14 protein-coding genes are annotated in these 17,355 nt (G+C 61.5%); 11 read left to right on the top strand and 3 right to left on the bottom strand.

Features of this window, described 5'->3' with window-relative positions; all coding sequences use genetic code 11:
- Positions 1-41 precede the first annotated feature (41 nt).
- The 3 genes from P9L99_03690 to P9L99_03680 are packed head-to-tail and all read left to right on the top strand — an operon-like array spanning position 42 to position 3,739.
- A complete protein-coding gene (locus P9L99_03690; GenBank protein MDP8222437.1) occupies positions 42-1,274 on the top strand; it encodes a hypothetical protein in 1,233 nt (410 codons plus the stop codon).
- A 13-nt stretch (positions 1,275-1,287) separates the two neighbouring features.
- Positions 1,288-2,646, top strand: a complete 1,359-nt coding sequence (gene glmM / locus P9L99_03685) for a phosphoglucosamine mutase (protein ID MDP8222436.1) — start codon at positions 1,288-1,290, stop codon at positions 2,644-2,646.
- Between the two features lie 58 nt (positions 2,647-2,704).
- The gene (locus tag P9L99_03680) at positions 2,705-3,739 is read left to right on the top strand and encodes a hypothetical protein (GenBank protein MDP8222435.1); all 1,035 of its coding nucleotides are present in this window, start codon (positions 2,705-2,707) and stop codon (positions 3,737-3,739) included.
- Between the two features lie 3 nt (positions 3,740-3,742).
- On the opposite strand, the gene P9L99_03675 is transcribed toward P9L99_03680, so the two are convergent.
- Entirely contained in the window at positions 3,743-4,753 is a 1,011-nt protein-coding gene (locus P9L99_03675; GenBank protein MDP8222434.1) for a potassium channel protein, read from the bottom strand.
- Positions 4,754-4,886: 133 nt separating this feature from the next.
- Here P9L99_03675 and P9L99_03670 point away from each other — a divergent pair, with 133 nt between their 5' ends.
- The 4 genes from P9L99_03670 to P9L99_03655 all read left to right on the top strand — a co-directional run bounded on the left by P9L99_03670 (position 4,887) and on the right by P9L99_03655 (position 7,966).
- A complete protein-coding gene (locus P9L99_03670) occupies positions 4,887-5,453 on the top strand; it encodes an RNA methyltransferase (GenBank protein MDP8222433.1) in 567 nt (188 codons plus the stop codon).
- Between the two features lie 81 nt (positions 5,454-5,534).
- Positions 5,535-6,461: a 1,4-dihydroxy-2-naphthoate octaprenyltransferase gene (gene menA / locus P9L99_03665; protein MDP8222432.1), complete on the top strand. Its 927-nt coding sequence runs from the start codon at positions 5,535-5,537 to the stop codon at positions 6,459-6,461.
- Positions 6,458-7,420, top strand: a complete 963-nt coding sequence (locus P9L99_03660; protein MDP8222431.1) for a polyprenyl synthetase family protein — start codon at positions 6,458-6,460, stop codon at positions 7,418-7,420. The genes menA and P9L99_03660 overlap by 4 nt, the downstream gene beginning before the upstream one ends.
- 174 nt (positions 7,421-7,594) lie before the next feature.
- Entirely contained in the window at positions 7,595-7,966 is a 372-nt protein-coding gene (locus P9L99_03655) for a response regulator (GenBank protein ID MDP8222430.1), read from the top strand.
- Here P9L99_03655 and P9L99_03650 read toward each other — a convergent pair.
- Positions 7,953-9,548, bottom strand: coding sequence for a glycosyltransferase family 39 protein (locus P9L99_03650; GenBank protein MDP8222429.1), 1,596 nt, complete (start codon positions 9,546-9,548; stop codon positions 7,953-7,955). The genes P9L99_03655 and P9L99_03650 overlap by 14 nt on opposite strands.
- A gap of 109 nt (positions 9,549-9,657) precedes the next feature.
- On the bottom strand, positions 9,658-10,953 hold the full coding sequence (locus P9L99_03645; GenBank protein ID MDP8222428.1) for a heparan-alpha-glucosaminide N-acetyltransferase domain-containing protein: 1,296 nt from the start codon (positions 10,951-10,953) through the stop codon (positions 9,658-9,660).
- 145 nt (positions 10,954-11,098) lie between these two features.
- Here P9L99_03645 and thrA point away from each other — a divergent pair, with 145 nt between their 5' ends.
- The 4 genes from thrA to P9L99_03625 all read left to right on the top strand — a co-directional run bounded on the left by thrA (position 11,099) and on the right by P9L99_03625 (position 17,346).
- Positions 11,099-13,567, top strand: coding sequence for a bifunctional aspartate kinase/homoserine dehydrogenase I (thrA, locus tag P9L99_03640; GenBank protein ID MDP8222427.1), 2,469 nt, complete (start codon positions 11,099-11,101; stop codon positions 13,565-13,567).
- Between the two features lie 76 nt (positions 13,568-13,643).
- Positions 13,644-14,594, top strand: a complete 951-nt coding sequence (locus P9L99_03635; GenBank protein ID MDP8222426.1) for a homoserine kinase — start codon at positions 13,644-13,646, stop codon at positions 14,592-14,594.
- Positions 14,591-15,892 carry a threonine synthase gene (gene thrC / locus P9L99_03630; GenBank protein MDP8222425.1) on the top strand — a complete coding sequence of 434 codons (1,302 nt, stop codon included), beginning with the start codon at positions 14,591-14,593 and terminating at the stop codon, positions 15,890-15,892. The genes P9L99_03635 and thrC overlap by 4 nt, the downstream gene beginning before the upstream one ends.
- Positions 15,893-15,996: 104 nt before the next feature.
- Positions 15,997-17,346, top strand: coding sequence for a hypothetical protein (locus P9L99_03625; protein MDP8222424.1), 1,350 nt, complete (start codon positions 15,997-15,999; stop codon positions 17,344-17,346).
- Positions 17,347-17,355 lie beyond the last annotated feature (9 nt).

The following is a 17,355-nucleotide window of genomic DNA, read 5'->3' as shown; positions in this document are numbered from 1 at the left end:
TATATTTCCTCCACACTGGACGCCAGCAAGAGGAGTGACGCATGGAAGTGCGGATCAACGTGTCCGACACCGTGAAAACCTTGCTCGAGAAGGGTGTGCGAATCGTCAACCCGCTGATGGTGGAGATCAGCGAGGATATCGACCCGGACCGCATTTCCGGCGACGGCGTCGTGCTGTATCCCGGCACGCGGCTGTGCGGGGCGACGACGGCGATTTGCGCCGGCGCCCAACTCGGCTACGAAGCGCCTGTCGTGGTGGAGGACTGCCAGATCGGTCCCGACGTGAAGCTCAAGGGCGGCTATTTCCAGAAAGCGACATTCCTGCGCGGCGCGAACATGTGTATGGGCGCGCACGTGCGGGAGGGCTGCCTGCTGGAAGAAGAAGCGGGCGGCGCGCATACCGTCGGCATCAAGCAAACGATCCTCTTCCCCTTCGTGACGCTGGGCAGCCTGATCAACTTCTGTGACTGCTTGATGGCCGGGGGAACCAGCCGTAAGAACCACAGCGAAGTCGGTTCTTCGTTCATTCATTTCAACTTCACGCCCGAGGCCGACAAAACCACGGCCAGCCTGCTGGGTGACGTGCCCCGCGGCGTGATGTTGCGGCAGCCGCCGATTTTCCTTGGCGGCCAAGGCGGCATTGTCGGCCCGGTTCACATGGGTTTCGGCACGGTATCGGCCGCCGGTTCGGTTTTGCGCCACGACGTACCCGAAGACAATCAACTGGTCGTTGAGGGCCTGCCGCGTTCGGTCAGGAAGCCTTTCATGCCGCGACGGTACCCGACCCTCGCCCGCGTGCTCGCCAACAACGTGTTGTACGTGGCGAATCTGCTGGCGCTTACCGAGTGGTACCGTAGCGTACGGCGCGACTTCTTCTCGCGCGCGCCGCTGGGTTCGCTCCTTTATGAAGGCGCGCTGGACAAATTAGCCCGCGCGAAGCAAGAGCGACTTAAGCGTTTGGAGGCGATGGCCGATAAGATGTCCGATTCGATTGCCGCCGACGAAGACGATGCCGCGGCGAAGCGCCAGTTTCATGAAGGGTACGCGGAGTTGGCGGCGGTCTTTAGCGCTGGTTTCGAGCAAAACACGGACGCAGCGAAGCGCGACGAATTTCTCGCCGCCTGCCGGGGTGCGGCATCCGACGATTACGTGACGGCGATTCAGAGCCTCGACGAGAAAACGGTCGCCACCGGCACGGCGTGGCTGCAAAGCATCGTCGACGAGGTGATGGAAGCCGCTTGGCAAATACTTCCGGCTTTTCGGCCGCGAACGTAGAAAGGGCGACGTTATGGGCGACCTATTCGGCACGGACGGCATTCGCGGTGAAGCGAACCGCTTCCCCATGGATTCACAAACCGCGTTCGCCGTAGGCCAAGCGTTGACACATTGGTTGCGCGAGCAAATGGGCAACGGGCACCGCTTCAGCATCGTCATCGGCAAAGACACACGCATCTCCGGCTACATGCTGGAGAGTTCGCTGGAAGCCGGGATCACCTCGATGGGCGGCGACTCCTATCTGGTCGGCGTGCTGCCCACGCCCGGTATCGCCCTCATCACCGAAAGTATGCGGGCGGATGCCGGTATCGTCATTTCGGCGTCGCACAATCCTTTCTACGACAACGGCATCAAGATCTTCGCCGGTAACGGCCGCAAGCTGAGCGACGCGCAGGAAGAAGAGTTGGCGAAGTTGATCCTGAGCGGCAACCTGTCGGAAGTGACGCCCGTCGCGACGGACATGGGACGCGCCTACCGCATCGACGACGCCCGCGGCCGCTACATTCAGTTTCTCAAAAACGCCTTTCCCCGCGATCTGACGATGGAAGGCATGAAAATCGCCGTCGACGTGGCTAACGGCGCCACGTACCGCACGGCCGTGGGTACGCTGCGCGAACTGGGTGCCGAACTCACGGTGATACACGACGAGCCCAACGGCCTGAACATCAACAAGGAATGCGGCAGCCAGTATACCGAAGACCTCGAACAACTCGTGATCGACACCGGCTCCCATCTCGGCCTGGCCTTTGACGGCGACGGCGACCGTTTGATCGCCGTGGACGAGCGCGGACAGCGCATCACCGGCGACCAGATCCTCGCCATCTGCGCGCGGCAGATGAAAGAGGAAGGACGGCTCCGCAATGATTTGCTTGTGACCACGGTGATGAGCAACTTCGGCCTCAAAGTCGCCTGCGATAACTTGGGCATTCGGAACCATCGCACGAAGGTCGGTGACCGGTATGTGCTGGAAGACATGGAGAAGCTCGACGCGGTGATCGGCGGCGAAGATTCCGGTCACATGATTTTCTGCGAGCACCACGGCACGGGCGACGGCACACTCTCGGCGCTGCAACTGATCGCGGTGATGCGGCGCACCGGCCGGCCGCTTTCGGAACTGGCCAAGGTGATGGACGTGCTTCCGCAAGAGCTGATCAACGTGGACGTCACGCGCAAACCGCCGATCGAAGAACTACCCGAGGTCATGGCGGCCATCGCGGATGTCGAGGCCAAACTCGGCGACACAGGCCGCGTGCTGGTCCGCTATTCGGGGACGCAAAACATGTGCCGCGTGATGGTGGAAGGCCCGACCGAGGACGAGACTCGCGCGTATTGCCAACAAGTTGTGGATGCTGTAGAAAAAGCACTCGCTTGAACAGACGTTCAAACACAACATTTCGTTTTTTTTCAGTGGAATTGGAAAGGAATGCGGTATGCCTGTTCGCGTGGTAGTGGCAAACGATTACGACCAGATGAGTGAAGTCGCCTTTGAGCTTCTACACGCCGACCTGAAAGCCCAACTCGCCATCAAAGACCGCTACGTGCTCGGCCTGGCGACGGGCACCTCGCCGGTGGGTTTGTACAAGCATTTTCAGTACGCGGCCAACCAGGGGCGTATCGACCCGCGCCGTATACGCACGTTCAATTTGGACGAGTACGTCGGCTTGCCCGGCGATAACGCGCAGGCCCGCACGCTGCACCCGGCCAGCTACAGCTATTTCATGACCACCGAATTGTTCGGCTTGCTCAGCCGCCCTTTCGCGTCCATAGATCTGCCGCTCGGCTGCGTGATCGATCAAGACGAACTGCGGTCAGAACTTCGCGCCCATCCCGACGATTGGCGGGAGCGCGGCGGCGATTCGGGACGCGCCATCGTGATTTCCCGGAAAGCGCACTCGTCCTATCTGCGTTGGGTACGCAGTGAAATTCTAGACGCTTACGACAGGAAGATCCGCGCCGCGGGCGGCATCGATCTGCAGGTGATCGGCGTGGGCGGTCGCGGTCACGTGGCGTTTCACGAGTCCGGCATTCCGTGGTCGATGAGCAGCACGCTGCTGGTGCGGCTCGACGACAACACGGTCGTCAACGCCGTGGCCGACGGCTACTTTCCCTCGGCGCAACAGGTGCCGCGCTTTGCCACGTCCATGAGCGCGAAGCAAGTGTTTCGGGCGCGGACGGTTCTCTTGCTGGCGGCCGGCAGTCGCAAGGTGACGCCGATCATGCGTTCGCTTCTGGAACCGCCCTCGGCGGACGTGCCCATCTCCTACGGGCAACAATACGCGGCGGCCGGGGGCAATTTGGTTTATGTCGTGGATTACGTGGTCGGCAAGGAACTTATCAAACACCGGCGGCAACTCAAGGAGCGCGGCGTGCAGATCCTCGACCGTCATCGCCGCGGCGCCAAGTTGCGGGTGGCCGACATTCTTTTCTACCGTGACATCGCGGGCGGCTGCTATCGCAACCGGTAAGCCCTAACCCCGACCGCTACCCGCCAGATACTCCGTCAAGCGCATCAGCGCATCTTTCTCGCCGATGGAAATCAAAGTGTCGCCCGGCTCGATCACTTCCTCGGCCATCGGATTGAAGATGATGTTGCCGTGGGCTTTCTGGACGCCGATGATCATCAGCCCGAACTTGTCGCGAATGTGGCTGTCGCGCAGGGTTTGCCCGGCGACCGGGCTGCTGGAATAGACCTTGACGCCTTCGAGCGCGAGGTCGAGTTCGTCGGAGAACATCAGGGAGTCGATCATGTCGATGACGGCCGGGTGCAGCATGGAGTTGGCCATCCGCTTGCCGATGAGGCGGTAGGGCGACATGACGCGGTTGGCGCCGGCGCGCCGCAGCTTGGATTCGTTGTGCTCTTCGATGGACCGGGCCACGATGAACAGGTCGGGGTTGATATCCCGCGCGGTCAAGATGATGAACACGGCCTCGGCGTCGCTGCTGACGGTGACGATCAACCCCTTGGCGTTTTCGAGGTTCGCCTTGAGCAGAAATTCTTCTTCCGTGGCGCTGCCGTGCAAAGCGACGATGTTGTCGTCGATCAATTCTTGGTACACGGCCTCGTCGGCCTCGAGCACGACAATCGGGACGTGGCGTTTTTTGAGTTCGCCCAACACATACTGGCCGATTCGCCCGGCCCCGCAGACGATATAATGGTTCGTCAGATTACCAATTTTTCGTTGCACGCGTTTTTGCTCCCGGGCGCGTTGGTAGGTGCCTTCGACAGCGATCTGCGTCAATACGCCGATCGTTAACATGATCATGCCTGCGCCCATAAAGATTAGGATGATCGTGAAAAGGCGGCCGCTATCGTCTAAAGCGAAGGTCTCGCGGAAGCCCACGGTCGTGATGGTAATGACGGTCATGTAGAAGGCTTCGAAGGGCGTGACGTCCTCGAGCATGGAGTATCCGATGGTGCCCAACAACAGCACCACCGTGATCATGAGCAAGACCCACTTAAGTAATCGGATGGATTCCAACGACGCTCCCACGGATTCGATTTTTCGATCATACCGACGCCCCCTCCAAACCACAAGACGCCGGGCTGCGGGGCTTGTCGCGCTTCCCGATGGCGGATTTGACCCGCGCCTCACCGGACGACACAATGCACGCATGCCTGATTTGGAACCACATTACCGCGACGTGCCGCCCGAACAATTGCCGAAACGGCAGCATCACCCGTTGCATGTCGTGCTCGAAAACATTCGCAGCGCATTCAACGTCGGTTCGATTTTTCGCACGTCGGACGCGGCGGCCGTGGCGCAATTGCACCTGTGGGGTTACACGGCGCATCCGCCGAACGGCAAACTCGCCAAGACCGCGTTGGGGTCGATGGATTACGTCCCGTGGAGCCACACGTGGGATATCCAGGGGGCCATCGCCGCGTTGAAGGCTGCAAACATTCCAATCGTCGGCATCGAGACCCAGGACGACGCGCCGGCGCATCACAGCTTCACGTGGCCGCGGCCGGTCGCGCTGGTGTTCGGCAACGAGGTGGGCGGCATCGATTCGGCGACGCTGGCGCAGTGCGATCACGTGGTGCAAATCCCGATGCAGGGTTACAAGAAGAGCATCAACGTCGCCACGGCCTGCGGTATCGTGGTTTTCGAGATATTGCGGCAGTGGGAAGCCTGTTCGACGGAGACGCTCACGGCGCCGGAGCTTGCAAAGCGGCGCTAGTTGGTCTATCCGAATTCAACACGATTGATCACAACAGAAAATTTGCCGCGCTTCGAAGCCCGTATCGTTCGGGAGGGTCCCATGAGTTTCGTCCGCATCCTACGCGACTTTGCACGACAGTCGCGCATGCTGTTTTTGACCTGCACCGTCGTGCCGGTGGCCTTCGGCGGCGCGGTCGCTTATTCCCACACCGGCCGGTTCGACTGGCCGCTGTTTCTGCTCACCTTGCTCGGCGTTTCGATCGCGCACGTGGGCGTGAACCTCTCCAACGACTTCTTCGACTTCGCATCCGGGGCCGATCGACACGACGAGGATCGCCCTTACTCCGGCGGCGGCGACGCCATTGTTCGCGACGGAGTGCCGCCGGAAAGCGTGAAGCGGTGGTTCTGGATCTGTTTCGCGGCGGCCCTGGCGATCGGGATCGTCATTCTCGTGTGGATACCGGCCGGACATCTCGAGGTCATGGCCGTGATGGTGCTGGGATTCCTGGGCGGTTACTTCTACACGGCGCCGCCGTTGCGCCTGGCCTACCGCGGCTTGGGCGAACTCGACATCTTCGTCTTCCTCGGTCCGGCGCCGGTGATCGGGACCTACGCCGTGCAAACCGGGCGTATCACGTGGGAGGCGATTGTACTCAGTTTGCCGATCGCCGGACTCATCGCGCTGCTTTTGTGGATCAACCAATACACGGATTTCGAATCCGACAAGCTGGCGGGCAAAAACAACCTGGTAGTGCGCCTGGGAAAAAAGAAAGCGCGATGGGGCTACATGCTGCTTAATATATTTGTGTACGCCGCCGTGGTGTATGCGGTGGTGAAAGCCGTCGTCGAACCGAGTTTTCTTATTGTCCTGATCGCTTTGCCGCTCGCTTGGCGCTCGACCCGCAACGCCTTTGAGGGATACGACGACCCGCAACGCGTTCGGGCCGCCCAAGCGGACGCCCTGATGATGCACTTAATGGCCGGATTGCTATGCAGCGCCGGCGTATTGATAGGTACCCTCATATGACGAACGCTCCGGATACCCTCGCCGGTTGGCTGAACGAGGTCGAGCGCTTGGTTGCCGAAGCCGGCAACTTGCGGGAATGGATCGCTTGGACCAACGATCTGCCCGAGCTGCAATTGGGCGGCAAACGCCTACGCGCCCGCCTGTTGCATGCCGTGGCGTCCGGATTGGGCGTGGTCGACGACCGCGCCGCGATCCTGGCCGCCGCGATTGAAATGGTTCACAACGCGTCTCTCTTTCACGACGACGTGATTGACAACGCCGCGTTGCGCCGCGGGCAGCCCGCGCTGCACACGAACAACGGCGCCCGTTTCGCCATCATGACCGGCGACCTCTGCTTCGCCCGTGCCATGCAGTTACTGACCCGCCTGGACAATCTCACGGTGTATCGGCGCGTCGGCAAAGCCGTGGTCGATCTGGCCGCCGGGCAATTGGCGGAGTCGGTACCGGTCCCGCCATCGAGCCGAACACTGGATCACTACAATTACATCGTCGACCGAAAAACCGGCAGCCTGATCAGCCTCAGCGTCGGCCTTCCCGGCGTGTTGGCCGAACTCGCGCCGGAGCAACAGGAGCAACTATTCCAGGCCGGGATTCTACTGGGACGCGCGTTCCAAATCGCCGACGACATGCTCGATCTGGCTTTCGACACCGATCAAACGGGCAAGGACGTGTTGCGGGATTTGAACGAGGGAAAACTAACGTTCCCCTATTTGCTTTTGATGGAAATCGGCACCCCGGAGCAGCGGCAACGACTGTTGGCGGAACTCGGTAACGGCGACACGACGCTCGCCGCGCCCATCCTCGCTCTGGCCCGTGAAACCGATTTGATCGCGAAGGTCTCGGACCACCTCGAAAACTCCCTCAAAGAAGTTGAACGACTATTCAAGAAAATTCCGGAATGGAGCGACAACGGTGAGTTTTTCCAGCTTTGTCGGACCATCGCATTTCGCACCCGCTGAAGGGTGTATTAAAATATAACTATTCGAATAATATACTAATTACACCCTCCTCCCGCCATTGAAACGCCAACTGGAAAACTCGACAAACGTCATTTTCGTAAAATTCCGTTCTGTATTTTCGGTGTCGACTTGAGTCCTTCGCTGTGCTATTTTCACTAAAAGAAGGATTGCTCTATGCCACTGATTATGATCATCGAAGATGACGAGCAAATGCGCTCCTTGCTGCAAGAAATGTTGGAGCGTGAAGGGTACGAAGTACTCCTCGCCGCCAACGGCAAAGAAGCCATGGATCGTTTCGGCGACAAGCCGGTCAAACTCATTATCACCGACATTCTGATGCCCGGCATGGACGGCGTGGAAGTCATTACGAGATTACGCCGGCAAAAGCCGACTCCAGCGATCGTCGCCATCTCCGGCGGTGGGGCCTACCTGCAGGCCAAGGATTGCATCGAATGGGCCAAGAGCCTCGGCGTGGAACACACTTTCACCAAGCCCTTTGACCGCAAGGTTTTTCTGGCGACGGTGAAGGGGATTATGGCTCGCTAGAGGACGCCTCTGGTTCCCGTACCGGCAATTCCATTAGCGCGACAAATGCTTTTCCTTGCGCATGGCGTGAAACATGGGCGAGTTTTGCGTTGGGGTTGAGCCTCATGAAAGGCTCCAGGCGTAATTGCGGCACATTGATCAGGAAAAAAGCGCGCCGCCAGTCTGCGGGGTCGGCCTCGCGCAGCGGCAGATCACGCAGGTAAATCGATGTCGGCAGCCGCGTCGTTTGGTCGCCGGATGTAAACGCCGTCAACGACTTTTCCAGCACCCACGGTACCGGCCACACCTGGACGCGGGGACCCTCCACGTAAAGCTTCAACACGTCGTGATACAGTCCGGGCACCGGCGCGACAAAAACGGCAATCGGTTCGGTCGCGGCGGCTTGTTCCAGGTAGGTTTTGACGCTGGGCCACGGCGATCCGGCCGCCCAACCATCTAAATGCTGCTCGCGATCGCCACTCGGCAATGGCGCGGCGTGCGGCTGAAACGTGACCTTCCACGCAAGACTTGCCGGAAACACCAAGATCGCCGCCGTCAAAGCCGCAAGGATCCACCATCCGCGTTGACCTCTATCCTTCGCGGACGCTTGCGCCACGGCCCAAACCGCCAGCGCCACAGCAGCCACCATCGCCGGAACCAAAAAAAGGAAGTAGCGCGAGAACAAGGTGCGCCCGACCAACAATAGCGCGACCAGCGGCCCCGCCCAGCACAAGGCGACAAAGAGAGCATTTTCCCGCCGACGCCAGAGGCTCCAAACCGCCGACGCCAACAAGCCCAGGGCAAACAGCGGGCCAAGGTAGCGCCCGAGCGCGTCACTGGTGAAGACGAGGTTCGCGGCCCACTTGTCGAAAGGAAAGGCCGCCAGTTCCGCAGCCGAAAAAGCGTACTTGCCCACCTGCCCGTGGAGAATGCCGTGCGCCGTGGTCAACGAGGGAATGAAGACCAGCGCCAGCCAGATCACCCCCGCCAACAGCCATGCGACGCCCACGCGGCTCCATAGACCTTTGCCGACCGGCTGCCGCGCCCGCCAACGCGCCACGACTCCGGCCAGGGGATAGAGCAGGAAGAACAGCGCGAATTCCTTGGTCGCCAACCCGAGACCCGCTGCCAAGCCGAAAACCACGACCGCCTTCCACGTCCGCGTTTCCACCAGCGACCAGGCGGCGGCGAGTGACACCGCGCTCAGCAGCGTCAGGAGGGGTTCGTAAAGCGCCATCTTGTCGTGAAACAGCGCCATGGGCAGCAACACATAAAACGCGCCGGCCAACAGCGCGGGCCCCTTCCCGCCCCAGCGGTAGAGGGTCAAGTAAATCACGGCGACGGTAGCCGCGCCGCAAGCGATCGCCACCAGCCGCCCCATCACCAGAGGGTCGTCGGCCAGCGGCCAACAAAGGGCCAGAAGCCACACGAAAAGGGGTTTTAGGCTTTCATGAGACAGCGACACCAAGCCATGTCCCTGGCGCACGAGCTGAGCCATGCGCAGGTAGATGGCCTCGTCGTTGAAAATCGGCAACGCGAGCAGCCCAACGAGCCGTGTCGCCAGATGGCATCCCACAACCGCGGCGAGGCCCGCGTACTTCACGGCCTTTTCCGTCAACTTCTTCCCCCGGAAGGTTTGAACCATTCTGGCAAAACTCGCGGTCTCTGACCACTGCGCATGCCGGTGCGTCTGAAAGCCCGCAGGTGAGCGGTTATTTTCGCCTGATCGTGCGGGGTCGCACGGTATAGCGTTCGCGCAAAATTTGGCGGGCGACGGGATAAAACGCGGCGAAGGCGATGCTGGCCAGCAGCGAGAGCACGAACGCCGCCGGCGGTACATCGGCCCTGCCCTTGATCAGCCTCAAGGAAAACGCGCTGCCGACGATCCACACGGTCATGACTTCGTACACGAAGTTTCGGCGTTGACTCCATTTTTTGCCGAACGCCACGACTTTCGGCAGGGTCCAGGCGACTACCGGCATGGCGATGATCCACGTCAGGTGGGCCTTGAACGGCGGGTCGGCAAGGTAGGTGAAAATGCCCAAAACATGCAGCAAGACGCTCGCCGAGAACAGGATCACCCAGTGCCAAACGAAAAACATCAGCGATTCTTTGCCCGTGTATTCGACGTAACGCAACACCCACCGCACCCGTGAATTGGCGAAATGGTCCGTGCCGCGATACCACCGCGCAAAGGCGATGGCGGTCAGGCCGTTGAGCCCCATCCAGGAAAAGAAGTGCACCGGCACGTTGCGCATGAGCATGTCGGCGAAGTTGTCCAGCAGCAGCGGTTGATCCAGAGCGCCCACCGCGATGGATGAAACGCCCACGCCCAGGCAGGCGCAAAATAGCGCCACCCAACGCCACAGGTGTTCCGGGTGGTCGCGGTTGCTGCGGTACCAGGCGGCGCCGGTCAGCATGTAGCTCACCCACGGGAATAAGGCGAAATTCACAAAGAGAAAACGGTGGGCGGGACCCAATTGCTTGAGCCATGTCAGCGTCGCCGGGAAGATTTCCCTCGTATCCAGGTGCCGCAGCGCGGCGATGTCTCCGGCCACGGAATACCAAACTCCGAACCACAGCAGGTAGGAGGCAAAGGCGATCACGACAAGCCAGGTGTTGGATAAGCGCGCGCGCAGCAGCAGGTACGTCGCCGCGTAGGTCGCGGCGATACCTTGGAAAATTTGCGGTACAAAGAGGTTGTTGCGATTGATGGAATACGGCAGCGAGAGGACGAAAAGCACGAGTGCCGCCATCAGGAAAAAGCGTGAGGCCTGAAAGCCTTCCCGCCCGCGGCTTTTCTCAAAAAAGAGAACGACGTTGACGCCCGAGGCCAAGAAGAACAATCCCGCCGGGTAAATGATGAAGGTGAAAAACGCTTTTTCCGGCACCGAAAGCGCGCCGAAATTCATCGTGATCGCATGGGCGAACACCATGATCTGGCAGGCGATGCCTTTCATCATGTCGATGTAGGCGATTCGATGCTGTGGACTCGATTTAGCTGACATATCCCTCGCCGGTTCCAGGGTGCGGCAATCTACACAATGCCGGACGATAACGCAATAACAGCGTGTTTACAGCAGCCGCAAAGCGGTGCATTTTATCAAGGCTTGACCTCATTTATACGAGTTTGCATCGAAAGGACAAGGTTGCATGTTAGTTCACAAGTTCGGAGGTAGTTCGGTGGCCGACGCCAAACGCCTCCAACACGCGGCCCAACTCGCCTCGAAGGAACCACGCCCCGCGGTCGTGGTGACCTCGGCCCTCGGCGGCGTGACCGATCGCCTGATCGAATTGGGGAGTTTGGCCCAACAGCGCCGCACCGCCGACCTGGAACGCGAATTGACGGCGCTGCACACGCGGCACCTCGAAGCCGCCGACACCCTCGTGCCGAACGACCCGGATCGCGAAACCTTGAGGGCGGATATTACCGCTGAATTCTCCGAATTGGGGCAATTGCTGCAAGGCGTGCAATTGTTGGAAGAACTTTCGCCGCGCTCCCTCGACCTGATCGCCTCGTTCGGCGAGCGACTTGCCGCGCGCCTACTGGCCGCCGCCCTCAACGCGGCCGGCACGCCGAGCGATTACGTCGACGCGCGAAGCTTTCTGCGCACCGACGACCGCTTCGGAGCCGCCAACGTCGATTTCGACCCCAGCCGCGCCCTGGCCCGTGAATCGCTTCTTCCCCAAACCGCGAGCAGCGTGCCGGTCGTCACCGGTTTTATCGGCGCGACCGCCGACGGCCGCACGACGACGCTCGGACGCGGCGGCAGCGACTACACCGCAACGTTGGTCGGGGCGTTTCTCGACGCGGATGAGATTTGGGTATGGACCGATGTCGACGGCGTGATGACCGCCGACCCGCGCGTGGTGCCCGAAGCGCGCGCGTTGGAAGCTGTCTCCTTCCGCGAAGCTGCCGAAATGGCGTACTTCGGTTCCAAAATACTGCACCCGAGCACGATGATACCGGCCATTCGCGCCAATATTCCGGTGCGGATTCGCAGCAGCATGAACCCGGAACTCCCCGGCACGCTGGTTTCGGATCGGCGCACCGATCGCTTCGATGGCGTCAAGACCGTCACCTCGATCGCCGAGATGGCGCTGGTCACGATCGAAGGGCGCGGCATGATCGGCGTGCCCGGTATTGTCGGCCGCGTGTTCACGGCCACGGCCCGCGCCGAGGTCAATGTGTACATGATTTCGCAGGCGAGTTCCGAGCAGAACATCACCTTTCTCGTGCGTGAGCCCGACAGCGAGCGCGTCACCGCGACGCTACACGAAGAATTCGACAACGAACTGCGTCGCGGCAAAATCGACCGTATCGACACCCGGACGCCGGTGGGCATCCTGGCCATCATCGGCGAAGGGATGAAAGGCACGCCAGGCATCAGCCGACGGCTTTTCGCCGCCCTCGGCGCGAGCCGCATCAACGTGCTGGCCATCGCACAAGGCAGTTCGGAGTTGAACGTGTCGGTCGTCGTCGACCAACAGGACCTGCATCGGGCTGTCGGCGCGGTCCACACGCGCTTCGGCCTGACGAGCGACACCCACGTGTTCCTGCTCGGCAAGGGGTTGATCGGCCGAACGCTCCTGCAGCAACTGCTGGCCAGCCGCGAGCGCCTGCATCGCGACCACGGGCTGTCGCTGAAGGTCGTGGGCGTGGCGGGACGCAGCGAATGGCTGTTCGATCCTCACGGCCTGTCCGACGAAACGCTGACCGGCATCGCGGCGGGCGCATCGCTCCTCGAACTGGGCGGCGAAGCACGGCCTACGAATGAGAAAATCGTCGCCGCCCTCAGCGAAACGCGACGCCTCGACGTCGTGCTGTGCGACGTCACCGCGGCCGAAACCGGCGATCTGCATCACGCGGCGCTGACGGCGGGGATTCACGTTGTCGGCGCCAACAAAAAACCGCTCTCGGGGTCGCTGGCGGACTACGAGGCGATCCGTGCCGAAGCGGCGCGCCAAGGGCTCGGCTACCACTTCGAGACGACCTTCGGCGCCGGGCTGCCGGTGCTGTTTACCTTGCAGGAACTGCTGGCCACCCACGATCGCGTGCGCCGCATCACCGGTTGTTTCTCCGGCACGCTGGGCTACATCTGCACGGGTTTGCAGGAAGGCCGGCCCCTGTCGGAGATGGTCGTCGAGGCCAAGGAAAAGGGTTTCACCGAGCCCGACCCGCGCGACGACTTGTCCGGCCTGGACGTGGCCCGCAAGGCGCTGATCATCGCGCGGGAAATCGGCATGAAAATCGAAATGGACGAACTGGAGTTGGCATCCTTCGTACCCGCCGAGTTCATGGACCTGCCCGATGTTGAGACTTTCCTGGCCCGCCTGCCCGAACTCGACGAGGCGTTTGCCCGCCGCGTTCAGGAAGCCGAAAATGACGACAAGGTGCTGCGCTACGTCGCGGAGATCACGCCGGAGAAAGTCACCGTCGGCCTGCGACCCGTCCCGCGCGAAAGCGCTACGGGGCAGCTTTTCGGCCCGGATAACGTGCTGGTGTACGAAACCGAACGCTACGCGGAAAACCACCTGGTCATACGCGGCCCCGGCGCCGGAGCACAAGTAACCGCCGCCGGCGTCTTCGGTGACATCCTCAAGATCGCGAGGCATGTATGAGTGGCGATTGGATACACCTATCCGCGCGGGCAAGCTGCGAAGTAACGTTCGCCGACATTCGCAAAGCGAGGCATGTATGAACGAGGATTGGGTACGCATTTTCGCACCGGCAACTGTCGCCAACGTCGGCCCCGGCTTCGACTGCTTCGGGTTCCCGCTCGAAGCGCCCGGCGATGTCGTGGCCGCCCGCGTAGCCGCCGAGCCCGGCGTGCGCATCACGGGCATCACCGGTGACGACGGTGCGCTGCCCTACGACATCGAGCGCAACACCGCCGGACGCGCCGCCTTGTCAGTGTGGGCGAGCATGCCCGCATCAGCCGATCGCGGCCTGGAGATCCGCATCGAGAAAGGCCTGCCGCCGTGCTCCGGCATGGGTAGCAGCGCCGCCAGCGCCGTGGCCGGGGCCGTAGCCGCCGCCACGGTAGCGATGGCCGTCGCCGGTGTTCCCTACGACCGCACGCGCGTGCTTTCCGCCGCACTGGACGGTGAGGCCGTCGCCGCCGGTGCGCGGCATGCCGATAACGTGGCGCCCGCGTTGTTGGGCGGCTTCACGATCGCGCGGCCCGGTGATCCGCCGTCGATTGCCCGCCTTGAACCGCGGCTGCCGCTATGGTGCGCGGTGGTGATGCCGGCTTTTGCGGTCCCGACAAAAGTGGCCCGTGACGCCCTGCCCGCACACGTGCCGATGGCCGATGCGACCGCCAACGTGGCGCACGCGGCGACACTCGTGGTAGCCCTGCTGGAAGGCAATGCGGATCTGCTGCGCGCAGCATTTAGCGACCGCTTGGCCGAACCTTATCGCGCTCGCTTCATACCGGGCTTTGCCGAGGCGAAATCCGCCGCGCTCGCCGCGGGAGCCTACGGGTGTTCGATCAGCGGCGCGGGGCCGTCGCTGTTTTGCCTGGCGGGAGAGCGCGAGACCGCCGCCGCGTCTGCCGCACAGATCGCGAAGGTATTCGCCGACCACGGTCACGCCGCCGAGACTTTTCTTTCGCCCCTCAGTCTGCAAGGAGCGCGTCGCTTATGAACGAGCCGTTGACCCACTTACGTTGTTTGGACACCGGCAAGCTGTACGACGCGCGCGAGGTTCGCTATCGCAGCGACACCGGCGCGCTGCTGGAAGTCGTACACGACTTGGACCGCCTGCGCGCACTCCACCCGGATTTGCGGGAACTGTTCGCCCGCCGCATGGGCACAACGCAGCGGCCCTACCTGTCGGGCGTCTGGCGCTATCACGAGTTGATTCTGCCGGAGTTGCCGCCGGCGGACGTCGTCACCAAACCCGAAGGCAACACGAACCTCTACCACAGCGCCAAGCTTTCCGCCGCGTTCGACACCAAGCGTTTGCACCTGAAGCATGAGGGCGAGAATCCGACCTTGTCATTCAAGGATCGCGGCATGACCGCGGGCGTCTCGTGGGCGCATCACCTGGGGCAAAAGGTTGTCGCATGCGCGTCGACCGGCGACACCTCGGCTGCGATGGCCGCGTATGCGGCGCAGGTCGAGGGCATGCAGAGCGTGGTGTTTTTGCCGCGGGGAAAGATCAGCGCCGAGCAGTTGTCGCAGGCCATCACCTACGGTGCGCGGACGTTGGCGCTGGATACCGATTTTGACGGCTGCATGCGGCTGGTGCAGGCGGTCACGGCCAAGCATCCGGTCTACCTGCTCAACTCGATGAACCCTTTCCGCATCGAAGGTCAAAAAGCGATCGGCCTCGAGGCGATCCAACAGCTTGACTGGCAGGTGCCGGACTGGTTCGTCATTCCGGTGGGCAACGCAGGCAACATCAGCGCGCTCGGCAAGGGCCTGTGGGAAGCGCTCGAGTTGGGCATCATCGACCGCCTGCCGCGCATTGCGGGCATTCAAGCGGCCGCGGCAGATCCTTTCTATCGCAGTTACGAAACCGGCTTTCGGGAGAAGATCACGCGGCAAGCCGGCCCCACCTTGGCCAGCGCCATTCGGATCGGCAACCCGGTCAGCTACGAGAAAGCCCGCGGCGTCGTACAGCGCTTCGACGGTGTGGTCGCCCGGGTCGACGAAGGTGAGTTGATGGACGCCAAAGCCCTCGCCGACCGTTGCGGCGTAGCGGTTTGCCCGAACTCGGGCGTCGCCCTGGCGGGCTTGCGTCGGTTGCGGGCCGAGGGCGTGATCGAAGCGGGCCAATCGGTCGTGGTGATTCTCACGGCGCACGGCGCGAAGTTCTCGCAGGTTGGCGTCGATTACCACACGGGGGCGCTGCCGGACTTGAGGCCGCACGCGGCCAACCCGATTGTGGAACTGCCGGCGGAGGTTGAGGCGATTGAGCGCGCGCTCGGCCTGGTCTGATTCGACGTCGTCCGAACGCGAAAAGCCCGCCGGTATCCCGCCCGATGTTGACGCCTCGGGACGGCTCGCCTAGCATCGATTCACCAACAAGAGGGAGCGGAAGCTTGGCCGAGACAAAACCCGCCGCGCCGCGGCGTGACGGCGACCTGGATTGGATCAAGGGCATCGCGTGTATTTTCATGCTGATGCTGCACGCGGTCGTGATGATCGGCGTGCCCAACCGTCATGTGCTGTGGACGGTGCAATTTCAATTCATTCATCAGTTCTACGCTTGGTTTTTCATGGCTTCGGGCATGAACGTATGGCGGTCGGTGTCGCGGGATATGAACCGCGACCGGCGGCGTGCCCTGACCTCGTATATGCTCATGACGGCCGCGCTGTTCGGGCTCGGCATCGTCTACAGCATGAACCGGCGCATGCTCGGCCAGATGGAGCTCTTCCAGGGCGTGGCGGCATGCACAGCGATTTCGTACCTGATTTTGCGCCGCAACTGGCCGAACTGGTCGCTGATCGTCGTCTCGGTGCTGCTGTTCGGCGCGACGGCCAATTGGAGCTATTTCTACTACGACATGCTGCCGGCGGGGAAAATCGACGCTTTGATCCCGCAGCTTTTCGACGCGCAGACCTGGCACGATTACCCGCTGGTCATCAACGCGAAAGCCCTGCAGGCCTCGTTCGCCAACGCCGAACTGCGCCCGCTGGTCGTCGACCGCCTACATCGATTGTTCAACCTGTTGGTGATTCACGAGTACCCTTATTGGAAGCGCTTTTTGTTCGTGCACTTCTCGCTGCTGCCGTGGGTCGCCTGGTTCCTGCTCGGCGGCGTGCTGATGCGCCTGGCGGGCAGTCGCCACGAGAAGTGGCTGTATCTGTTGTTCGGCGGATTTCTCGCGGCGTCGTTTTACGCGCCGTGGTACGTGCCGCGAATCCAAATGGACTTCTACTTTCGCGGCAAGATCGACTTCCTGTTTTGGTCTTCAGGCATTGCGGGCATTTCCATTTTGCTGACGCGGCGCTTCTACAAAGGCCGGTTGAAGATCAACAAGGCAATTGAATTCATCGGCCGCGAATCATTTATGATATTTATACTCCAGTGGATATTCGTCGACTTCGTGTGCCTGCCGCTGAGCTTGTTCGGCGGCCGGACCGGAGCGGCGACGTGGAAAGTATTTCCGCTGGCGCAGATCGGCACGGTGCTGGTCACGTTTTATCTAGCGCGATTTTTCGCGCAACGGCGTGACGCCAACATCTTGAAGCCGAGCTATTTTCGCTTTTGGGGAATCTTCACGCTCATTTTCGGCGTTGTGGTTAGCGCCACGTATTGGAGCCGGCCCATCCTTTCGTGGTTCCTATCCTACCCGCTGATCATCGGCGTGGGCATGTTGTTCCCCGCCGTGCGGTTGCTGATCCGCCAGGTTATGATGCCGAAAAAGAAACAGCCTGAAGGCTGCTGAAACGGGAGG

Source organism: Candidatus Lernaella stagnicola (assembly GCA_030765525.1).
GTDB classification, from domain to species: Bacteria; Lernaellota; Lernaellaia; order Lernaellales; family Lernaellaceae; genus Lernaella; species Lernaella stagnicola.
The sequence above is the reverse complement of the archived record's forward strand: the minus strand, read 5'-3'. Positions and strand labels throughout refer to the sequence as shown.